Below are 21,218 nucleotides of genomic sequence, written 5' to 3' on the forward strand. Positions count from 1 at the left end.
AGCTGAGTTAATGACAACTTGCATTCCAACTTTTTGTTTAATCCCTAAAATATCTCAGGGCGATATTTATTAGACTGTCTGATGCTTATTGGTGACTGCTCGTTTTTATAGGCATATACTTTTTTAGACCACTTGGAATACCAATCCGGTTCGGCTAAATAAAACCTATTCTCCAGGACGGTTCACTAAATTTTTCGATATCTACAGCCTGTTTATAACAGGATTTCGTGTTGTCGATAAGGAGGAGCAAAATGGACAGTTTCCGCAAGGTACTAATTATTGATAATGACAACGAAAGTCTGCAATTAGTCATTGACCATGCCTTAACGGTAAAAGATTCGTCTGACACCGAGTTTCACTTTTTAAGTTGTAAACCTCAAGAAGTCCCGTTTATATCGGAGGCCAGTCCAGACAGACATAAGCAGTTTTTTCATGAACGAAAAGAAGAGCGAGTGAACTACCTCGTTCAACTTGCTGAAGAACATATTCCCGCAACCCATAGAGTTGAAATCCATGATTTATGGACTCATCCTCCGATGGAAGCTATCGAACTCGCTTGTGAACTAATCAAACCCGACCTACTGGTTAAGTTATCGGATCCGAATCATTATTCGGAGTTTTTTCATAGTAGAACGCTAGATTACAAGCTCATTAAAAGCTGTCCAACGGCATTAATGCTCGTTAGAAAAGACGAATTTGGAGATAAAAAGGTACTTGCCGCAATCGATGGCGGAACACAAGATAACGTAAAATGTGAGTTGAATGAAAACATTCTGGAGTGGGCAGAATCTATTGCCGGCTCTTTCGGCTCTTTACCTAGTCTGATCAGTGCTCATATGACTCCGATCCTCGATCCGGCTGAGTCGTATCAAAATAAAACACTCCGCAGATACCGTCAGAAAGTCGTTGAAGAACAGCACGAAAATATTCAATCATTGGTGAAGCATAGACACTTTCACCTGAAAGACAGACACATTGTAGAGGGCTATATAGAAGATCGAATTAACGAGTTGGTCGAAAAAGAAAACTATCGGCTGGTCGTTTTAGGCAATCACAGAAACCGAGGACTTAGAGGGCACTTTGTTGCCAATACCGCAGAGCGATTAATGGAAAGAGGAAAGTCTGATTTACTTCTTGTCCCCTATTAACAAGAGTTAAATCGCTATCGAAATACAAACACGATTTTTTCACCAAAAAAGAAAATAATATTCTGCCCAACAAAAAATGCCACCCTGGTGGGTGGCATCAGATTACAGGTGAATCAAATCGATCTTATTTGCCTAGAACTCGACTCTTGCAATAAGTGAAAGATATCTTTCCTGCTGATAGATCTCTGTCAATCCATAGTTTCCACTATTAGTCCATTCATTGACATCGACTGCAGTATCCGCCGCAAACAAGTTATAAACGGTAGCTTTCAACAATAGACCTTCGAGAATCTCATCGTTTCGATAGCTGAACGAAAGATCAACATTATGCGTCCAATCCAGATTGCCAGCGGAACCACGTGGAGAAGGATTTCCTTCAGCATCGTAGAAACCACCAATATACCAACGGCTGACACAATCAGACCAAGGGCTATCAGGTGCACATGAATCCACTCCTTCAGGATGCGGAGTCAAAGTATTTAATGGACGACCTGAAGCACCACGATATACAAAGCTCAAAGCCATGCTGTCACTAAGATCATAAACTCCAGAAACCTTGACTGAGTGGCGTCTATCATTCGGTAAATCACCATAGGCATGATCGAGTGCATCACCGTAGTCATAGTCAGACGTCCAACCAGGATCCGCCTGACCATTGGTTGTTTTTACCAACCCTTCGGTATTACCGTAGCTGTGAGACCAGGTGTAAGAAGCAAATATTTCAAAGTCATCGGTAACAGGACCGTTTATCTGAAAATCCCATGCGATATATTTTCTAACCGGTTTCGCGAGCTGCAATTCATCAGGTGTCAAAGTAACATTATCCACCGTTCCATCGCCATCAAAGTCATAGGCAATCTGAACCTCATCACCAGGATTTGCAAGAATATAGAAGCTACCTTGTCCGGTATTGTTATCGATACCAAGTTCTTCCAGCTTGGTTGATAAAACCGGCATATAGTCAGTATCTTCAACTGAACGGCCGAGTTCATTATAGGTCGCAGTAACACTTGCGGTGTATTCATTTAGTTGAGTAGAGTAGCCTATCGACAACTGGTCAGAATACATGGCTTTTAGATTTTTGGATGCGATCAGGTTTGGATCGGTAATTCCTCTTTGACGATAATCTCGAGGAAGCAAACGATCTCCACGAGCTGGAGAACCATCTTCCAGACGCGCTGGAACTTCACCTGGCGTTAGATTCTCATAATAGTCAAAGTACTCGACTGAAGAAGATCCCTGAACAATGTTCATCCGCGCAGCAACAGGTTGAAAGTAACGCCCAAGCGACATAAACAATTTGTCTTCACCTTTGCCATCAATGTCCCAGATAGCAGCCAGTCTTGGTGCAATATTGCCCGAAGTATCAACATATTTTTCTCCACTGGAAACAGTGTTAGCAAAGTCGACAACACGAACCCCATAATTGAATGTCCATTCATCATTGAACTTCCAGCTATCTTGCGCATAAAACGCTTTTGAACTCACCGTTGAGTCTGAAAAGCGATTTCTGATTCTGCGTCGAACAAATTCGGTACCTTCTGCCAATCCAGCTTCAACAGCAGCGGTTCCAACACTTCCATAAGCGTCACCCGCAATACCGTAGGCCCACCAACCGGTAGCCGCGCTGTCATCCAGATCATTAAGGTCACCAACAGCAACACCATTTTGACGATTGTTAACATATACATCGATATCGTATTGATCGATACCAAAGGCAATAGAGTGACGATCAAGGTCAAAACGAAAATCTACCCTAAACTGATCGCGAGTAAACTTCTGTGGTTCAATACTGGAATTGCTGTAGGAATATCCGGGGATATCAGTACAGGTTCCGGTGCTGCAATCTAACACTGAAGGATAAAAGTTAGCGGGTACTGGAACCTCCTCTTCTTCAGTTTGACCCCAGACCATATCCAGAGAGAAAACGTCATTGAATTCACCGTGATAAGTGATCCCCTTGAACATGCCGCCATCTTCAGCAAAAGATATACCATTAGACTCAGGCGCAATTGTATCGCTGGCAACATCGTATGAATGATTGAGAGTAGTGAATTCCCTTTTTGTATTGAAAGCTGTTACCCCGACAGAGTGACCTTCAAACATGTGCCAGTCAACATTAAGGAACCAACGGTCTGATTTAGTTTCCGTGCTGTACCAGGAAGAATTTCCCGCGCCTTCGGAATTGGTCGTTTGTGGGTTGTACAAGAAATAGAAGAAAGCTTTGTCTTCGACAATAGGACCGCTTGCCCAGATATTGTACTCGGAAAACTCTAGCTCATCTCTTTCGTTATTCAGCTGGTATAACTCAGGATCACTCATCAGCCTGACAGAATTATGTGGCTTGTAACCAAATTCTGGATCGATTCGGTATTGAGCACCGAATTTGAATTCATTATCACCTGATTTAGAAACTGTATTAACAATACCACCAAGGGCACCACCAAACTCAGCTGTAATTCCGCTGGTTTGAACATTAGTCTGTTGAATAGCTTCCCACGGCATTCTGAAAGAGCCTAAGCCAGATTCAATCTGAGTAATATTAATACCATTCAGGTAATAACCATTTTCTGCAGAAGATGCACCCCCTATCGAAGACGCGCCATTGAACGCTCCTGGTGCAGCATTTTCTACCGTACCCGGTGTCATTAATACCATTGACTCAAGACCCGCTTCTACCGGCATAATCTTGATTTCTTCAAAATCAAAAGCACGACCAGCAGTTGTCTCTGCCATATCGAGCTTTTGCATGCGGGTCCCGACAATCTGTAGGACCTGACCACGGTTTTCCTCTCCGAGGACAGTCTCCATAATAACGGGCTTACCAATCAATACTTTGAATGACTCAGCCTCAGCTTCAAATCCATCTCTCTCAATCATTAGCTGGTACTCACCAGCAGGAAGATTTCTCAGGGTGTAATTTCCCAGAGAGTTGGTTCTTATGGTTCGCGTTATACCCTTTGTTTTGTGAATAACGGTAATCGCAGCATTTGCTACGTCTTTACCACTTGCCGACTCAACGTGTCCGCGCAACTCCCCACCTGTATCTGCCGCCATAACAGCGGCTGAACATAAAGAGAGTGCGAAGCCAGCAAGTATTTTTGTTTTTAGTTTCATGCTATCTCCTAGTTCCCCTAATCGACTTGCTTACAATCGATAGATAGTTGTTTCTCGGTTGTTAGAGCAACAATGAAATCAGCGACTCTTAGAATCGCCAGTTTGCATCTGATTACTCGAAGGCAACACTATCACAACAAAGCTATTGCGCACAATAAACATTTTTTTATATACACATAATTGAATTTCAAGGAGGGTCTGACAGTTTTTGACGGGCATAAAAAAACGCCTCCAGAAGGAGGCGTTTTGATAAGCAAAACCGTTTGGGGAGGGGCTGTTCCCCGAATGAAATTTTAACGCTTTGAGAACTGTGGACGCTTACGCGCTTTGTGAAGACCAACTTTCTTACGCTCAACAGCACGAGCATCACGTGTAACGTAACCTGCTTTGCGAAGTGTTGGACGCATTTCTTCATCATATTCCATCAATGCACGAGTGATTCCTAAACGGATTGCACCAGCTTGACCTGTATCACCGCCACCTTTAACAGTAACGTATGCATCGAATTTCTCTAACGTCTCAGTCAACTCAAGTGGCTGACGAACAACCATTCTTGAAGTTTCACGACCGAAGTATTCATCCAAAGGCTGTTGGTTAACAACAATGTCACCTTTACCTGGGCGAAGGAATACACGAGCGGTTGAGCTCTTGCGACGACCTGTACCGTAATATTGAGTATTTGACATTATCTTCACCAATTAAATGTTAAGTTCTTTTGGTTGCTGTGCCTGATGCGTATGCTCAGGACCAACAAAGATTTTTAGCTTGCGTAAGCAGGCACGACCAAGAGGATTGCTTGGGATCATACCTTTTACCGCGTTGTGTAAAATGCGCTCTGGCGCCTTTTCTCTTAATTTATCAAGAGTAATTCCGCGGATTCCACCTGGGTAGCCGGTGTGGTGGTAGTATGTCTTAGCAGCTTCTTTATTACCTGTTACAGCAATTTTCTCAGCGTTAACAACAACGATGTAATCACCGGTATCAACGTGAGGAGTATATTCTGCTTTGTGCTTGCCGCGTAAACGACGAGCGATTTCTGTGGCCAAACGGCCAAGTGTTTTACCAGTTGCGTCAACAACGTACCAATCACGTTTAACTGACTCTGGCTTTGCACTAAAAGTTCTCATTTTTAGCTCCAATTTCGGGCTTTGCTAGGCCTTGTTTAAGTTATTACTTTAAAAAAGAGCGCGAATTTTACAGAAATGGTAGCGCTAGCACAACCTATTTTAGCTAAAAAATAGCCCGATATCGGTAATTATGGTTATTAATTCGACAATTTAACCAAACCCCATGAATCACAAGGGCTAGATAGTGCAAATAATCGAGTTTTTTTGCAAATAATGCTTTATTTCCGCGGGTTTCTAAGTTAAAAAGCTCTACAGCTAGGGGCTTTTTTCAATTAACCCACATTTTTGGCTAAATTTCGAGCTTTTGCGGCTCAATCGTTAACTTCTAATCATAATTTAACTTTCAGGAACTAAAATGGCTGCTAAAAAACCAAAAACCATTAAAGAAAGATACACTAAAACTCAGATTCTTAACGAAATTGCCGAGTCTACTGAGCTTTCCAAGAAGCAAGTTGGTGCTGTACTGGACGAGTTGACTGACATTATCGATCGCCATATTAAAAAGCGTTCTTGTGGTGAGTTTGTTTTGCCGGGATTGTTGAAGATTCAAGCGCAAAAAGTACCTGCTCGTAAAGCGAAGAAAGGCGTTCCAAACCCATTTAAGCCTGGCGAACTAATGGACGTTGCAGCTAAGCCGGCGTCAATTCGTGTAAAAGTGCGTCCTTTGAAAAAATTGAAAGACATGGCCAGCTAATCGCGGTTATTTCATTCAAAGAATTAAAAAAGCCGTGGTCATTACCACGGCTTTTTTGTTTATGATTGAGAAAAAAACAAATAAAATACAAGGCTAAGCAAGATGCTGTTTTGCCAGGTAGTCATGTGACTGCATTTCCTGTAGACGACTGAGTGTCCTTTTAAACTCGAAAGCTAACTGGCTCCCCACATAGAGCTCTTCCAACTCAACTGCAGCAGTTATCATCAACTTGACATTTCGTTCATAAAACTCATCAACAAGACTGATAAAACGTCTTGCCGCTGAATCATCCTTTGCCTCGAGTTGAGGTATATCACTCACCATAACTGTATGGTAACAGCGAGACAACTCAATATAATCGGAATGGCTTCTCGCAGTCTCGCAAATTGCTTTAAAGTCGAACCAGACGACGCCTTCCGCCAGACGAATAGTTTCAATCATTCTATGTTCAACTTCAATAGATGTTCCTTGTCCCACTTCTTCAGTCGCTAACTGGTCAAAACTGACATTTAAATTATCAATGGCAGCCTGATCATGGGGAGTATGGAAAATATCTGCTTGCTCCAAAGTTCTTAGTCGATAATCAACGCCGCCATCAACATTTACAACCTGAGTATGGGCTTCAATTAATTTGATTGCGGGTATAAATCGTTCCCTCTGCAAGCCGTTCCAATAAAGACGCTGGGGAGGAATATTTGACGTTGCCACTAATGCCACTCCGCGCTTAAATAGCGCTTGAAACAAGCCTCCTAATAACATCGCATCGGTGATGTCACTGACAAAAAATTCGTCAAAACAGATGACACAGGTTTTGTTCGCTATATCATCCGCGATTTTATTTAGAGGGTCGCTTTGCCCCTTGTGTTCGGTCAGCTGCTCGTGTAGCTGATGCATAAACCGATGAAAATGCAGTCGCATTTTGTTTTCTAGCGGTAATAGATCGTAAAACATATCCATTAAATAGGTCTTACCACGACCGACGCCCCCCCAGAAATAAAGCCCTTTGACCGGCTCCGGAGTTCCGCCAAGCCAGGCTCTAAACTGCGTAAGCATCCCTTTAGGCTGATTCGCCCGTATTAGACGATGAAATAAGTCATCAAGCAGCTCGACAGCCATTGCCTGAGCGGCATCATGCGTATATTGACCTGACGCCATATCTGCTTGATATTTTGACAAAGGAGTTTGTTTCATAGTCTTGGTGTTAATTTCCTGCTGCAGGTTAATGATTATCGCTGGCGCTAAAATTTAGATGACAAATTTACATGATGACTCACAATTTCTTCGATATGACTACGCAGCTCCACCAGGCGCCCGTGAAAAAAGTGGCTGGCACCTTTCATTGTAATCATTGAAGGAGTTTTTTCGAACAATTTGACCCATTCAACCACTTCCGAATAATCCACTAACTCGTCGTCGTCCCCCATAATAATACGCCAGTCGCAATCCGGACGAACAAACCCGTTAAAATCAAATCGCTTAACCGGTGGCGCAACGCTTATCAAAAGTTCTGGTCGCAGTCGCGGTGAAGCAAAGGAAGATACATAGGCTCCGAAAGAAAAACCACTCAATATCAATTTTTTATCTGGAAATTTTTGCTGCATCCATTTAATGACAAACTCGAGATCTTGCTGTTCTCCTCTGCCCTCATCATATTTTCCTTCACTATTACCAACCCCTCGGAAGTTGAATCGAATACTCGGAAATCCAAGACCAGCAATAGTTCGTGACAAAGTATGAACAACTTTGTTAGATAACGAACCTCCATGAAGAGAGTGAGGATGACAATTGACAGAAAAATAAGGAGCACTGGACAAGTTCTCCGGCATATCGAGCAAAGCTTCTATTGTACCGTCAGGCCCAGCGATGGTTACTTTTTCGCTTGTTAGTTTCATTACAGATATATTAATTGACTATTCAGACTATCAAAATCGCGGCATTTTCTCACTAAACCACTAAAACTGCCAGAGCTTCATCCAGTCTGCTCATATACTCAACCTGTTGCAGCTCAAACTGACAGCAAAAACTTTATGACAAGGATCAAATTAGACCAAATGCTATTCGACTAGACAGGCTAACTGGTATATATTTAAGGAGGTAGTATGATCTATATGTTAACAAGGTTAAGCAAGGCCAAATACCTGTAGAATCAGGTTGTATAGTTCATCTGACAAGCGACTTGACGTATTAATTATGAGGTAAGCTAATGGAATATTTTGCAACAGTTCTGGGAATAATTATTGCGGGAGCAGCAGGCTTTATATTCGGACGCAATTATTCTACAGATGCAAAAGAAAAGTCGAGATTAGAGCAGGATCTTAAGAACAAACAGGCCGAGCTAGAGGCATTTAGAGGAAAAGTAACCAGTCATTTCGAAAAGACTGCTGACTTGTTTAACCAGGTTTCTGATAGTTATCAATCACTTTACGATCACATTGCTAAAAGTTCTAATCAGCTATGTTCAGCCCCCAGCTTTCAATCTCTCCCCAAAAAAGAGACTGAACATTTAGGCGCTCCTGAGAAGCAGGCGCCAAAAGCTGGAGGAGAAGAGCTGTTTGATGCAAACAAGCTCTACAATGCACATGACTATAGGAATCACCTTGAAGAGACTGCGACGGAAACTGAGAAAGAGTCTGATACCGTTGTCAAATTTAGTAAAGCGAAAGAAAAGGATAGCAGCAACTCTAGCGAGCCAGCGTTGGACTATGCAGTAAAAGCAGAAGGTGTAATCAATCACAACAGCCTTGATATAGACGGCGTTAAAACTTCCTAGTTACCCGGCAGCCATTCGCCAGGACCGATTTCCCCAAAAGAGACTTTCGAGTCTCTTTTTTGATTACCAATTGCACATTCCAGAGATAGTCACAACGCTTAGTGGAATAAGACACAAGAAGTTTCGTTTTCCTGTGGTATGATGTGTTGCCTCGGCTTCTCGCAGTGCAGCCGAAATAGCATCAATAACAGGAACAAACGACTGAAATCAGGAAGTTATAATGAAAAAGCTCTTAATCATCATCATTTTACTGGCTGCAATTTTGCTTGGTGCGCCATTTTTTATTGGTTCTTCAGCTGAATCACAGGTTCGTCAGATGTATACATCAATAGATGAGCATCCGGCTATCTCCCTAAAACTAACCGAGTACCAAAAGGGCTGGTTAGAATCGGCAGCTAAAGTTGAACTATCTTTCGAAGCGCCAGAATTTAATGAAGTACCACGAATTGTTTTTACCCAGAAGATCTATCACGGTCCGATTCTATGGAAAGCAAACGGATTTGGACTTGGAATTGCTGACTCCATATATGGTGCAGAATTACCCGATGACGTGAAAGCAGAACTAGCAAAAGTCGACTCTATCAATGAGGACACTTTTAAAGTTACAACACGTATTGGATTTGGTGGCTCATTTGAATCGCACCTGGCACTTAAGCCTTTTTCATTTGAAAAAGACAATGTTAAGTTAGATGTGGAAGCCGCAAATATTGACTCTAACTTTGATGCAAGCGGCATTATCAAGGGTGAAGGTCACTGGGGTGGTATGACTGTCACCAAAGAAGGAAATGAAGCGTTTACAATGAAAGGAATGACTCTTTCTAGCAACCAAACCCTAATTAGTGGAACTATGTTCAGCCCTGATATGCTAACAGCAGGCGATGTAAAATTTTCTATCGAGCAAATCAATGTAGTTGGTGAAAACCCGGGACAAAATGTGAAGGTTGGCGATGCCTATATCAACGCAGATTCTTCGGTTGAAGCAGGACTAATGAACTTCAGCCTGGTGTTTGGCGCAAAATCAATTGACGCTATCGGAAAGAGCTTTACTGATTTAATCTATGATATATCCTTTGATAACCTCGACATAGAGTCAGTCCAGGAGTTAAACAAGCTGGCGAGTGATCCTGTATTGAAAACTAACCCAATGGCAGGAATGGCTAAGATTCAGGGAATGCTACCACAACTGGTTGAGAAGAACCCTATTATTAAAATCAACCAATTGGGAGTTGTTACCCCGGAGGGTGATATCTCTTCAGATTTAGTTTTTGCGATTGATCAAGAACTTTATGATGCAAACAACCCTATGACCATGATGTTTGCTATGGATGCAAAGGCCAAAGGCCATGCACCAGAGTTATTCTTCACTCAAATGGGTCTGGGTGGTCAAATAGAGCAGATGATTCAACAAAACTTTCTGGTAAGAGACAATGGCCAGCTAAAGTTTGACTTTATGTTTAAGCAAGGCCAGGCGACCTTGAATGGTCAGCCTATGCCGATGGGTATGTAATCCTTAACCCAACAAATCATTTGTACCGAATAAGGCTCCTACAAGGAGCCTTATTTTTTACAAATCCACAATTAGTTGCTGATGTCTGCTTGCTATGAACCTCAGGTGTGAATTACCATTATTTGCCAAGCGGACTTCAAAAATACCAGGGGAAACCAAAGGCCTTTATTACCCTGGCACCAAAAAACAGTGAAATTAAGATCTATGACAAAATTTATTTTCTACTTTAAGTCTATTTTCTGGGGTGTGCTGTTCGGCCTTACAATCCTTTTTTTCCTCCCCAATAGCAAACTACCTTTTAACTGGGAAGTTGCCAATGAAATGTATCAATTTCTGAAAAGTGAACATCACCGCCATCTGGATGATAGAAATCAGATACTAACGATTGAAAGCCTGTCTCTCGCGCCAGCTGTAGATGACGCCTCCCCTTCAGTAGTTAGTATTAATGTATTTCGTCCCAGACGCTTGCGCTCTGATAGCCGGTTAGCGCCAAATCAAAGAATAGTAGACTTCACAGTAGGTATTGGCTCCGGGGTAATTATTTCAGAAGAAGGATATATTGTTACCAATAACCATGTTATCGAAAATGCAAAGCAAATAAGCATCAATCTACCGGATGGACGAAAGCGGTTTGTTGAGCTGGTTGGCAGGGACAAAGAAACTGATCTTGCGGTATTAAAGACCGACTTGAAAGGGTTAAAGCCAGCTAAACTGGCTGACTCTTCAAAAATAAAACCGGGAGAACTAGTCATGGCAATCGGCAGTCCCTTTGGTGCTACCCAGTCAGTTTCACTGGGAATTGTCAGCGCAATTACTTATGGTCTGCCTTTCAACAGAATTCAGACAGATGCAGCCATCAACAGCGGTAACTCTGGAGGAGCCCTGATCAATACCAAGGGTGAAGTGGTTGGTATTAACCAGATGATTTTAAGCTCATTGGGAGGCGGGCAAACAGGCGTTAACTACGCTATTCCAATCAACTTTGTAAAACGCATCGCATCTGAAATCATCAGCGATGGATTTGTCAGACGAAACTGGCTGGGAATAAATGTTGGTGAACTATCCGCAGAAATCTATCAACGCTATTTTCCAGATGTCGAATCAGGAAAAGGGGTCGGCATATCATCAGTGGATAAGGATAGTCCGGCAGAAAAAGCAGGCTTAATGCAGAACGACCTGCTTATTTCGTTTGATGGACAGACAGTTGAAAATTTGAAACTGTTTTATGAACTATTTTCTTCTACTCCTATCGGAAAAAATGTAGAGCTTGAGGTTATTAGAAGTGGGGAAACGCTAAAACTCAATGTCCAGCTGATTGAAAAACCATTTGGACTCGATTGAGACCTCAGCAAAACACTGGTAGGTAGAAACCTGTGTGTAAAAAAGCCGTCAATCGACGGCCTTTTTAGTTTTAAACAATTACCTGCAAATTAACTTGGAACCCGTCGAATACTTGCCCCCATTAATTGCAGCTTTTCTTCAATACACTCGTATCCTCGATCAATATGATAGATACGATCAACCAGGGTATCACCTTCAGCCACAAGTCCTGCAAGTACCAGACTAGCTGAAGCTCTTAAATCAGTCGCCATCACTTGTGCGCTAGACAGATGCTCTACTCCCTTACAAATAGCAGTATTTCCTTGTATTGTCATGTCAGCTCCCATACGTTGCATTTCACTAACATGCATAAAGCGATTTTCAAAAATAGTTTCTATGATCACCCCCGTCCCTTCTGCAACCGCATTTAGCGCAGTAAACTGAGCCTGCATATCAGTCGGAAAACCAGGGTATGGTGCAGTAGTAATATTCACAGACCTGGCCCGTTTTCCTTCCATATCCAGTTCAACCCAGTCAGGACCAGTAGTAATCGTCGCACCAGCTTCTTCCAGCTTTAGTAATACCGACTCCATAATTTCAGGATCAGTATCTCTAATTTTGACTCGACCTCCGGTAATTGCAGCTGCTACCAGATAGGTTCCCGCTTCGATTCTGTCAGGTAAAACATTATGATGACAACCGGACAACCGCTCTACACCTTCAACAGTAATAATATCCGTGCCAGCCCCGCTTATTTTCGCACCCATAGCGATAAGACAGTTAGCCAGGTCCACAACTTCCGGTTCTCTGGCAGCATTTTCAATAATACTGGTGCCTTTGGCCAAAGTTGCCGCCATTAAAATGTTTTCGGTTCCAGTTACACTGACCGTATCCATAAATACTCGCGCACCCTTCAGGCCTTCTGGCGCTCTAGCTTTGACATAGCCGTCGGTCACATCAATTTCAGCGCCCATTGCCCGCATTCCTTTGATATGCAGATCAACCGGACGAGAACCAATAGCGCATCCACCAGGCAAAGAAACATCAGCCTTTCCGAAACGGGCTAGTAAAGGACCAAGTACCAGAATTGAAGCCCGCATTGTTTTTACCAACTCGTATGGGGCTTCAAATGAATGAATGTTAGTAGTGTCAATTTCAACCGTCATTTTTTCATCTAGCGTCATCGAACACCCAAGAATACCCAAAAGCTCCAGGGTGGTCGTTACGTCATTAAGATGAGGGACATTACCAATTGAGGTGACTCCATCTGCGAGCAGCGTCGACATTAATATTGGCAGCGCAGCATTTTTGGCACCGGAATTTCGGATACAACCATCAAGCTTTTTACCACCGGTTATTTGCAATTTATCCATGGACTCTCCACTAAAGTTGGATGACCAGACGCTGCAATCAAGCAGCTTCTTCCGGTGTAAGCGTTTTTAAAGACAATGCGTGCAGATCACCTGAAGCGATATGCTCTTGAACAGTGGCGTAAACCATTTGTTGGCGCGCAACCGGGCGTTTACCTTCGAATTCTTTGGAAATTACCGTCGCTTCAAAGTGATAACCATCACCACCAACTTCGACGGATTCACAATTGAGACCCGCTTCTATCATTATTTTTACTTCATTTTCAGTCATTTAGCTTCTCGTCAGTTTGACAGACCTGCAATTTAGCCGCGCATTGTACCGCGAAACAAATGTAAGTATAAACTTTCTGTTACCTAAATTTGTGTTTTTCTGGCGTACAAATGTGACGGAATTAAGTATAATAGCGCGCTTTTTAGGCAAGACTTATCGCGCAGAACGCGTTATTTCGCCAGTTTGGGGACGAGTCTGTTAACCTTTAAGTTAACGGATTGATACAATTTTCTTTTTGCTAATCAATTAATTAGAGAATTACACTAGGCATTCTTTTAGTTGTTTTAGCTGTTATTAGAACAAAGGTAATAATCTAACCGATATGCTTCTTAATTTTGCGATGGTCATCTCTGGCATTTCTTTGCTGGTATGGAGTGCTGACCGATTTACAGACGGAGCAGCCGCGATCGCGAGAAATTTGGGGATATCACCACTGATTGTAGGTCTGACTGTAGTAGCAATGGGCTCTTCAGCTCCGGAAATTATAGTGTCACTCAATGCAGCAGCCGCAGGCACGCCGGGTCTGGCAATAGGAAACGCCATCGGTTCAAATGTAGCAAATGTCGGCATGGTTTTAGGAATTGCAGCAATAGTCACTCCGCTACATGTTCAGTCGGCAACCCTGAAGCGCGAAATTCCGATACTTTTTGGAGTGATGGTGCTTGCTTTTGCGCTGATGATCGATCACGAACTATCAATAGCCGATGGCCTCATTCTTTTGTCCAGTCTGGTGGGATATCTCGTCTGGCTTACTTTTTCAGCTCTACGCGCTCGACACAAAAAAGACTTGATGCTTGAAGAAATTATCGAAGAACTTCCTGAGCAAATGGCGACCTGGAAAGCGACCCTTTGGGTAATTGCCGGACTTTTACTGCTTCAAATCAGTTCAAAGCTTCTGGTAACCGGGGCGGTAAGTATTGCTCACAATATTGGCGTAAGCGACTTCGTTATCGGAGTTACAATTGTTGCAGTAGGAACCAGCTTACCTGAATTGGCAGCTTCTGTGACAAGCGTGCTCAAAGGTGAACATGAACTAGCTATTGGTAATGTTATTGGTTCAAATATTTTTAATTTGCTCGCCGTACTGGGCGTACCTACACTAATCACACTGGTTGATGTCGACCAAAAAGTATTAGTCATCGATTATGCCTTCATGGTTGGTCTAACTGTCGCAGTCTGTTTTATGGCGTGGGGACAGAAAGGAAAACCGGGTGAAATAACCAGGTTTGAAGGGGGACTGCTTCTTGCCTTTTTTATCGGCTACCAGGCCTATCAATTTATTTCAGTGTCAAACCATTAAGCCGCACAACTTAGATAAACGGCTTATTTCCTAAACCAAATGAAGTCACCTCTGTTTGGACCAATGGAATTTGGTAAACAACTTCTTCCTGAGCCCTATTTTAAGTCAGAAGCAAATAACACAGGTCAATAGTCTACAAATATTGTTAAAATAGACTGACAATCAACGATATACTTGGTTAACTTAGTTAATCGAACAGACAATGGTAAAATCTAGCACTATGACTGACCCAGCCCAGCTTATTCGCTGCGGACAAAATGTAATCGACATTGAGCAGTCCGCAGTTTCAAAGTTAAAAGACAAAGTTAATCAGGATTTTGTTAAAGCCTGCCAATTGATTCTCTCGTGCAAAGGGCGTGTTGTTGTCATTGGAATGGGTAAGTCCGGACACATCGGCAATAAAATCGCGGCTACACTGGCTAGCACAGGCACCCCCTCATTTTTTGTTCATCCAGGAGAAGCCAGTCATGGTGATCTCGGAATGATTACTGAAGCAGATGTTGTCCTTGCTCTTTCTAACTCCGGAGAAACCAGCGAGTTAACCAGCATCCTTCCCGTGATCAAGCGCAAGGGAATACCTTTAATTAGCATGACAGGAAACGCAAAATCGACACTTGCAAGTGCTGCAACTGCCAACCTCGATACGAGCGTCGAAAAAGAAGCTTGTCCAATGAACCTGGCTCCGACCGCATCAACGACTGTATCTCTGGTTATGGGAGATGCTCTGGCAGTAGCTTTGTTGGATGCAAAAGGATTTACCGAAGACGACTTTGCTCTATCTCACCCAGGAGGAAGTCTGGGCAGACGTTTGCTACTAAAAGTAGAAGATATTATGCACAAGGATAAGGATATTCCGATTGTTAAACAGGATACGCCGATTAGTGATGCCCTACTGGAAATTAGCGAAAAACGTCTGGGTATGACTTGCGTGGTTGACGATTCAGGGAAACTTGTCGGAATTTATACTGATGGCGATCTTAGACGAACTCTGGAAATGGACGTCAATTTTAAGACGACACCAATCAGTCATGTTATGACAGCTGGCGGGAAAACCATTGGCGCTAATAAATTAGCTGCCGAAGCTTTACAAATTATGGAAACCAGCGCTATCAATGCATTAATAATTACAGACAAAGATCACCGCCCTACAGGCGCGTTGAATATGCACGATTTATTGAAAGCAGGAGTTGTTTGATGATACTCAATTATGAGCATTCGCTCCTGGAAAAAGCGTCTCAGATTAAACTACTAATTTGCGACGTAGATGGAGTACTTAGTGACGGTAAAGTTTACTTTGGTAATGAACAGGAAGAGCTTAAGAACTTCAATATCAAAGATGGGCTTGGCATCAAACTAATGCAAAAAAATGGTATCACTGTAGCGATAATTACCGGTCGCCAATCGAATATTGTCGAACGCAGAGCCAAAGAGCTTGGTATTGAAAAAGTATATCAAGGCAGAAGTGATAAGCGAGCTACCTACCAGGAAATAATTGAAGACATGGGACTTCAAAAAGAACAGGTTGCGCATATTGGAGATGACTTACCAGATCTACCTTTGATGAAACGCTCCGGACTGGGTATCTGCGTTAATGATGGTTACTACTTCGTTAAACAACACGCAGACTGGGTCACTCCGAGTAACGGTGGCAGCGGCGCAGTAAGAGATGTCGCAGACTTATTACTAACTGCTCAGGGAAAACTACCGAATATCCAGGCGGAATATCTACAATGAGTATGACTTTAAAAACGGCGATCATATGTAGCCTGCTGGCTGCTATCCTTGCTTTTTTCTATTGGTCGCCCGTTTTTATTGCCTCTTCTGACAAAGAGGTGAGTTCATTCAAGAAGCCAGACACCCAAGCCGACTACTATTTCGAGAATGTAAAAATCGAAACTTTCGATGCGAGTGGCTTCCGCCTCAATCAAATTGTCGCTCAGAAAATAGAGCATTTTGATTCCACCAAGACCTCGGAGATAGCTGCACCGAAGGTAATCGCCTATAGCGAAAGCGACGCTCAATGGCTAATAAATGCAGCACATGGCAAAGTAAATCATCAGAGCGAAGAGATACAGTTGGAAGGTAGCGTGAAATTAACTCAAACAGCCCAGTATCAGCTTACGAGCCCGACAACGACACAAATTGATGTTGATGACCTGAGTATAAGCCTTAACCAGAACACTGCTACCAGTGAGAATGGCGTTAAAATTCTTTCAGGTAATTACTACACGACGGCAAAAAAATTAAACGCGCAGTTAAAAGAAAACACTATTTCCCTTTCTGGGCAAGTTGTGTCTTCAGAGTTAGAAAGTGAGCTCCAAAAGTAATGAACAATAAAAACGCAACAAAATTGTATCGCAAGTTATTCCTCGCTTTTCCTTTGAGCGTTGTATTTTTCTTATCTTCTACCGCCAATGCGGTAACGAGTAGCGAGATTGGCAACAATAAAATAACTAGCGACAGTTCCAAATTTGATTTAAATAGTAATCGGGTTTATTACATGGGGAACGCCCTTTTTACCAACAATCTGTTTTCCATTAGTGGTGAAAAAATAATTGCGCAAAAAAATAGCGCACAAGATACCAGCCAGATTGAAGTTGAAGGTAATTTTGCTCAGGTTCTGCGGAAGAAAGGCGTCGATGGAAATCAACTTAATTTTTCAGCAAAGCGCATAAAATATGAGATGTTAAACAAAAAAATGCTCGGAGAAGAGCTGGTTAGTCTGGAAATAAATACTATAGAAGGAAATCATTTTCAACTACAAGGAGAGCGTCTGGAAATGCTTGAAATCCCTACCGGGGACTTAAACTTAAAAGGACGCCCGTTAACACTTACTATATCTCCTGGCGATGGACAAAAGTTAACCGCAACTGCAGAGATACTCAATTATACTCAGAAACAACAAGTATTTGAGCTAGTAGGAAATGTACAGCTTAAAACGAGTAGAGAAACGATAAAAGCTGACCGACTTTTTTATGACGCAAAAAATAAACTCATAGATATTCCCCGCTCACAAAAGCAACAAGAAATGGTTCAACGTGTTAAATCCAATAACAATTGAAAAAATTAAAAGATAGACTCATGACAATACTTTGCGCTCAACATTTAGCCAAGATATATAGTGGAAGAGCTGTTGTATCCGATGTATCCCTAAAGGTGTCAACAGGAGAAATAGTCGGACTACTCGGTCCCAATGGTGCGGGAAAAACGACTTCTTTTTATATGATAGTAGGACTAGTTGCTGCCGACGGCGGAGAAATCACACTGGATGATGAGTCTCTCACCGCAATGCCAATGCATCAACGAGCTCAAATGGGAATCGGCTATCTTCCACAGGAAGCTTCCGTTTTTCGAAGGTTAACTGTTGAACAAAATATTCTCGCAATACTTGAGCTAGATACAACTTTGAGCAAGACGCAAAGGACAGACAAAATGATGTCCTTGTTGGAAGAGTTCCAAATTACACATATTCAGAAAAGTCTCGGAATGTCGCTGTCAGGCGGAGAAAGACGACGGGTCGAAATTGCCAGAGCGCTGGCCAGTGATCCTAAGTTTATTTTGCTGGATGAACCATTTGCAGGGGTCGACCCTATATCGGTCAGCGAAATAAAAAGTGTCATACAACAGCTAAAAGCCAGAGGCCTGGGAATACTGATCACCGATCACAATGTTAGAGAAACGTTAGATGTTTGTGAAAGAGCCTATATTGTAGAGTCAGGTAAGCTGTTAGCAGAAGGTACTCCGGAACAGGTACTGGCAAACGAACAGGTCAAGAAAGTTTATCTTGGCGAGAACTTTCGACTCTAGCAGATTACTGCTCGAGTCCCCTTTTGTCCTCACCCTTGATTGCAGGCTGTTTCTTTTTTATACAAAAAGTAATAAAAAATAATTTTGTTACTCTTTTGACTTGAATCGTGAACAAGTCAGCATCATATTAGTCTCATAGAAGATAAATTCTGCATAGAAACGAATAAGAATTTTTATCAATCAAGCTCGTTTACTGCTATAGTTAGAATTAAGTGGGGCAAGTTAAAACAGCCTCCGGAAAATAAAATTAATGAAACAATCTTTACAGCTTAAAATCAGTCAATCTCTAACCATGACGCCTCAGTTGCAGCAGGCGATTAAATTATTGCAACTTTCCAGTCTTGACCTTCAATCAGAAATACAGCAAGCATTAGATTCCAACCCTTTACTTGACTCCGAACAGGGCGATGACGCAACCTTTGACGGTTTGGGCGAACAGGATTCCAAACGAGATGCAGAAGATAATTCTGAACGGACGCTACTGGATGCATCGGAAACAGAAACCTCTGACAAGATAAATAGCGACAAAATAGACTCAGATCTAAGTATCGATACCCAATGGGAAGACTGGGGATATACCAGCACATCAAGCGGCAATCGAAACAGTGAAGAATCTTCCCAGTTTGAATATCAGGGCGAAACATCAGAGTCGCTGAGAGATCAGCTCCAATTCCAGATAGATATGCTTCGTCTTTCCGAAGTAGATAGAGCAATAGCGACAATTCTTATCGACTCAATTGACGAACGTGGATATATGAATGCCTCGATAGAAGATATTGTGGAAATGTTCCGGGAAGAGAAAGACGATCTACTTGATACATCAGAAGATATCGACATTGTTGAAGAAGATGAAGTAGAAGCAGTATTACACCTATTGCAAAGCTTCGAGCCGGCGGGTATAGCAGCTAGAGATTTGCAGGAATGTTTATCCCTCCAACTTGATAGACTGGAAAAACAGACTGTTGAAGTTGAGCTGGCAAAAGCAATTGTTGGACAAGAGTTTAAAAATCTTTCCAGTCGAAATTATCGCCAGATAATGAAGTCTATGGGGGTTAATGAGGAACAATTGAAGCGTGCGGTAGAAGTCATCCAGTCTCTAGATCCTCGTCCTGGCAATCAATTGACTCAAAATACGGCTGAATATGTAATTCCAGATGTCTTTGTTGCAAAAAATAGCAAAGGCGAATGGACTGTCGAACTAAACAACAGCGTAGCCCCAAAGTTAACAATTAATGAAAATTATGCAGCCTTGATTAAAAGAGCTGACAACAGTCCGCAAAACCAATATCTAAAGAATAATTTGCAAGATGCCAAGTGGTTCATAAAGAGTTTACAAAGCCGCAATGAGACGCTTCTGAAAGTTGCGGCTTGTATAGTCAAGAAACAGGAAGGCTTTCTGGAGTATGGCGAAGAAGCCATGAAGCCAATGGTTCTTAATGATGTTGCAGAAGAAGTCGAAATGCACGAGTCCACCATTTCTCGGGTCACTACTCAAAAGTATATGCACACCCCAAGGGGAATATTTGAGTTGAAGTACTTCTTTTCCAGTCACGTTGGAACAACTGCCGGTGGAGAGTGCTCTTCAACTGCTATTAGAGCAGTCATAAAAAAGCTTATTGCCGCTGAAAACCAGCAAAAACCTTTGAGTGATAGCAAGTTAGCAAACTTGTTGAAAGAGCAGGGTATAAAAGTAGCGAGAAGAACGGTCGCTAAATATAGAGAAGCTATGTCCATACCACCATCAAATGAGAGGAAAAAATTGATCTAAAACACTATTTAATATGACTACCAGCGTTAACCTGTTAACCAGGAAATGCAGAAAACAGTTTCCGTTCAACTAAAGAAGGAATAATACTATGCAAATTAATTTAACTGGCCACCATTTAGAAATCACTGAATCTTTACGTAATTATGTTCATGAAAAATTCGAACGGATCGAGCGTCACTTTGATCATATTAACAATGTCCATGTGATTCTACAGGTTGAAAAGCTTCGTCAAATTGCCGAAGCAAAATTGAATGTCAATGGCGGAGAAATATTTGCAAATAGTGAGTCTGAGGACATGTATGCTGCAATAGATACCTTGATCGATAAGCTTGATCGCCAGGTGATCAAACACAAAGAGAAGCTGATCCGACACTAAGGCATCAAATTTTTATCTATTTAGTAAAAAATAACTAAAAATATCGGGGTCGATTGTGCTAGAGTTATGCCTCAATCGACCCTTAGTTTTTTTATCGCCAATTTGACCCATGAAAATCAGTCAAATCCTATCGCCTGAAGCGACCTTTTGCAGTGTTTCCATTTCGAGTAAAAAGAAAATTCTGGAAAAAGTCAGTGAAGAAATGTCCAAATCTATTGATTGCCCTGCCCAGGACATATTTGAAAGCCTGTTTGCCAGGGAACGTCTGGGAACTACAGGTTTGGGAGAAGGTATTGCGATCCCCCATGGTCGAATAACAGCCTGTGAAAAGGCCACTGCGGTCTTTTTATTACTGGATGAGGCAATTGACTATGATGCGCCAGACGGCAAGCCGGTGGACATTATTTTTGCCATTTTGGTTCCAGAAAATGCTAATAGTGAGCAGCTAAAGTTTTTAGCTGAGATTGCAGAAGTTCTATCACAGCCGAATGTTGTATCTCAAATTCGCCATGCACACTGTGGTGATGCTTTGTTTCAAATTATCGATCAGGCAACTCAAAGACTTCATTAATACATTAAATTTTACTAACATTTAATGGCAATTTAACGCGGCAACGCTAGACTTATAATTAGAAAGTCCATT

General features: G+C 42.1%; 21 protein-coding genes. 14 read left to right on the top strand and 7 right to left on the bottom strand.

Annotation, left to right across the window (positions count from 1 at the left end; all coding sequences use genetic code 11):
• The first annotated feature begins 251 nt into the window (after positions 1 to 251).
• Positions 252 to 1,148 carry a universal stress protein gene (locus IYN84_RS20350; RefSeq protein WP_196141122.1) on the top strand — a complete coding sequence of 299 codons (897 nt, stop codon included), beginning with the start codon at positions 252 to 254 and terminating at the stop codon, positions 1,146 to 1,148.
• A 132-nt stretch (positions 1,149 to 1,280) separates the two neighbouring features.
• Here the strand turns inward: IYN84_RS20350 and IYN84_RS20355 are convergent, their stop codons facing one another.
• The 3 genes from IYN84_RS20355 to rplM form a co-directional block, all read right to left on the bottom strand.
• Positions 1,281 to 4,265: a TonB-dependent receptor gene (locus IYN84_RS20355; RefSeq protein ID WP_196141123.1), complete on the bottom strand. Its 2,985-nt coding sequence runs from the start codon at positions 4,263 to 4,265 to the stop codon at positions 1,281 to 1,283.
• Positions 4,266 to 4,558: 293 nt separating this feature from the next.
• The gene (gene rpsI / locus IYN84_RS20360; RefSeq protein ID WP_196141124.1) at positions 4,559 to 4,951 is read right to left on the bottom strand and encodes a 30S ribosomal protein S9; all 393 of its coding nucleotides are present in this window, start codon (positions 4,949 to 4,951) and stop codon (positions 4,559 to 4,561) included.
• A gap of 12 nt (positions 4,952 to 4,963) precedes the next feature.
• Positions 4,964 to 5,392, bottom strand: coding sequence for a 50S ribosomal protein L13 (gene rplM, locus IYN84_RS20365; RefSeq protein WP_196141125.1), 429 nt, complete (start codon positions 5,390 to 5,392; stop codon positions 4,964 to 4,966).
• Between the two features lie 355 nt (positions 5,393 to 5,747).
• Between rplM and IYN84_RS20370 the strand changes: the two genes are divergently transcribed.
• Positions 5,748 to 6,086 (top strand): HU family DNA-binding protein, encoded by a 339-nt coding sequence (locus IYN84_RS20370; RefSeq protein WP_196141126.1) that lies wholly within the window; start codon positions 5,748 to 5,750, stop codon positions 6,084 to 6,086.
• A gap of 93 nt (positions 6,087 to 6,179) precedes the next feature.
• On the opposite strand, the gene zapE is transcribed toward IYN84_RS20370, so the two are convergent.
• Positions 6,180 to 7,277, bottom strand: coding sequence for a cell division protein ZapE (zapE, locus tag IYN84_RS20375; protein WP_196141127.1), 1,098 nt, complete (start codon positions 7,275 to 7,277; stop codon positions 6,180 to 6,182).
• A 47-nt stretch (positions 7,278 to 7,324) separates the two neighbouring features.
• A complete protein-coding gene (locus tag IYN84_RS20380) occupies positions 7,325 to 7,978 on the bottom strand; it encodes an alpha/beta hydrolase (RefSeq protein WP_196141128.1) in 654 nt (217 codons plus the stop codon).
• Positions 7,979 to 8,289: 311 nt separating this feature from the next.
• Here IYN84_RS20380 and IYN84_RS20385 point away from each other — a divergent pair, with 311 nt between their 5' ends.
• From IYN84_RS20385 to IYN84_RS20395, 3 genes are all read left to right on the top strand, one after another.
• Positions 8,290 to 8,856, top strand: coding sequence for a YhcB family protein (locus tag IYN84_RS20385; protein WP_196141129.1), 567 nt, complete (start codon positions 8,290 to 8,292; stop codon positions 8,854 to 8,856).
• A gap of 220 nt (positions 8,857 to 9,076) precedes the next feature.
• Positions 9,077 to 10,363, top strand: a complete 1,287-nt coding sequence (locus tag IYN84_RS20390; RefSeq protein ID WP_196141130.1) for a YdgA family protein — start codon at positions 9,077 to 9,079, stop codon at positions 10,361 to 10,363.
• 204 nt (positions 10,364 to 10,567) lie between these two features.
• Positions 10,568 to 11,704, top strand: a complete 1,137-nt coding sequence (locus IYN84_RS20395) for a S1C family serine protease (protein ID WP_196141131.1) — start codon at positions 10,568 to 10,570, stop codon at positions 11,702 to 11,704.
• Between the two features lie 89 nt (positions 11,705 to 11,793).
• On the opposite strand, the gene murA is transcribed toward IYN84_RS20395, so the two are convergent.
• Together murA and IYN84_RS20405 are read right to left on the bottom strand one after the other, a co-directional pair.
• The gene (murA, locus tag IYN84_RS20400; RefSeq protein WP_196141132.1) at positions 11,794 to 13,056 is read right to left on the bottom strand and encodes a UDP-N-acetylglucosamine 1-carboxyvinyltransferase; all 1,263 of its coding nucleotides are present in this window, start codon (positions 13,054 to 13,056) and stop codon (positions 11,794 to 11,796) included.
• 37 nt (positions 13,057 to 13,093) lie between these two features.
• Positions 13,094 to 13,324 (bottom strand): BolA family protein, encoded by a 231-nt coding sequence (locus tag IYN84_RS20405; protein ID WP_196141133.1) that lies wholly within the window; start codon positions 13,322 to 13,324, stop codon positions 13,094 to 13,096.
• A gap of 322 nt (positions 13,325 to 13,646) precedes the next feature.
• Here IYN84_RS20405 and IYN84_RS20410 point away from each other — a divergent pair, with 322 nt between their 5' ends.
• The 9 genes from IYN84_RS20410 to ptsN all read left to right on the top strand — a co-directional run bounded on the left by IYN84_RS20410 (position 13,647) and on the right by ptsN (position 21,146).
• A complete protein-coding gene (locus tag IYN84_RS20410; RefSeq protein WP_196141134.1) occupies positions 13,647 to 14,624 on the top strand; it encodes a calcium/sodium antiporter in 978 nt (325 codons plus the stop codon).
• A gap of 220 nt (positions 14,625 to 14,844) precedes the next feature.
• A complete protein-coding gene (locus IYN84_RS20415) occupies positions 14,845 to 15,819 on the top strand; it encodes a KpsF/GutQ family sugar-phosphate isomerase (protein WP_196141135.1) in 975 nt (324 codons plus the stop codon).
• Positions 15,819 to 16,358, top strand: coding sequence for a 3-deoxy-manno-octulosonate-8-phosphatase KdsC (gene kdsC / locus IYN84_RS20420; RefSeq protein ID WP_196141136.1), 540 nt, complete (start codon positions 15,819 to 15,821; stop codon positions 16,356 to 16,358). Before IYN84_RS20415 ends, kdsC begins: the two co-directional genes overlap by 1 nt.
• Positions 16,355 to 16,951: an LPS export ABC transporter periplasmic protein LptC gene (gene lptC / locus IYN84_RS20425; protein ID WP_196141137.1), complete on the top strand. Its 597-nt coding sequence runs from the start codon at positions 16,355 to 16,357 to the stop codon at positions 16,949 to 16,951. Before kdsC ends, lptC begins: the two co-directional genes overlap by 4 nt.
• Positions 16,951 to 17,685, top strand: a complete 735-nt coding sequence (locus tag IYN84_RS20430; protein ID WP_196141138.1) for an LptA/OstA family protein — start codon at positions 16,951 to 16,953, stop codon at positions 17,683 to 17,685. The genes lptC and IYN84_RS20430 overlap by 1 nt, the downstream gene beginning before the upstream one ends.
• Before the next feature lie 20 nt (positions 17,686 to 17,705).
• Positions 17,706 to 18,431, top strand: coding sequence for an LPS export ABC transporter ATP-binding protein (gene lptB / locus IYN84_RS20435; protein WP_196141139.1), 726 nt, complete (start codon positions 17,706 to 17,708; stop codon positions 18,429 to 18,431).
• Positions 18,432 to 18,681: 250 nt separating this feature from the next.
• On the top strand, positions 18,682 to 20,199 hold the full coding sequence (locus tag IYN84_RS20440; protein WP_196141140.1) for an RNA polymerase factor sigma-54: 1,518 nt from the start codon (positions 18,682 to 18,684) through the stop codon (positions 20,197 to 20,199).
• Positions 20,200 to 20,287: 88 nt separating this feature from the next.
• Positions 20,288 to 20,575 (top strand): ribosome hibernation promoting factor, encoded by a 288-nt coding sequence (hpf, locus tag IYN84_RS20445; RefSeq protein ID WP_196141141.1) that lies wholly within the window; start codon positions 20,288 to 20,290, stop codon positions 20,573 to 20,575.
• Positions 20,576 to 20,684: 109 nt separating this feature from the next.
• A complete protein-coding gene (gene ptsN, locus IYN84_RS20450) occupies positions 20,685 to 21,146 on the top strand; it encodes a PTS IIA-like nitrogen regulatory protein PtsN (protein WP_196141142.1) in 462 nt (153 codons plus the stop codon).
• The last annotated feature ends 72 nt before the right edge of the window (positions 21,147 to 21,218 follow it).

Origin of the sequence: Aliikangiella sp. G2MR2-5 (assembly GCF_015687155.1) — a bacterium.
Taxonomy (GTDB): Bacteria; Pseudomonadota; Gammaproteobacteria; order Enterobacterales; family Kangiellaceae; genus Aliikangiella.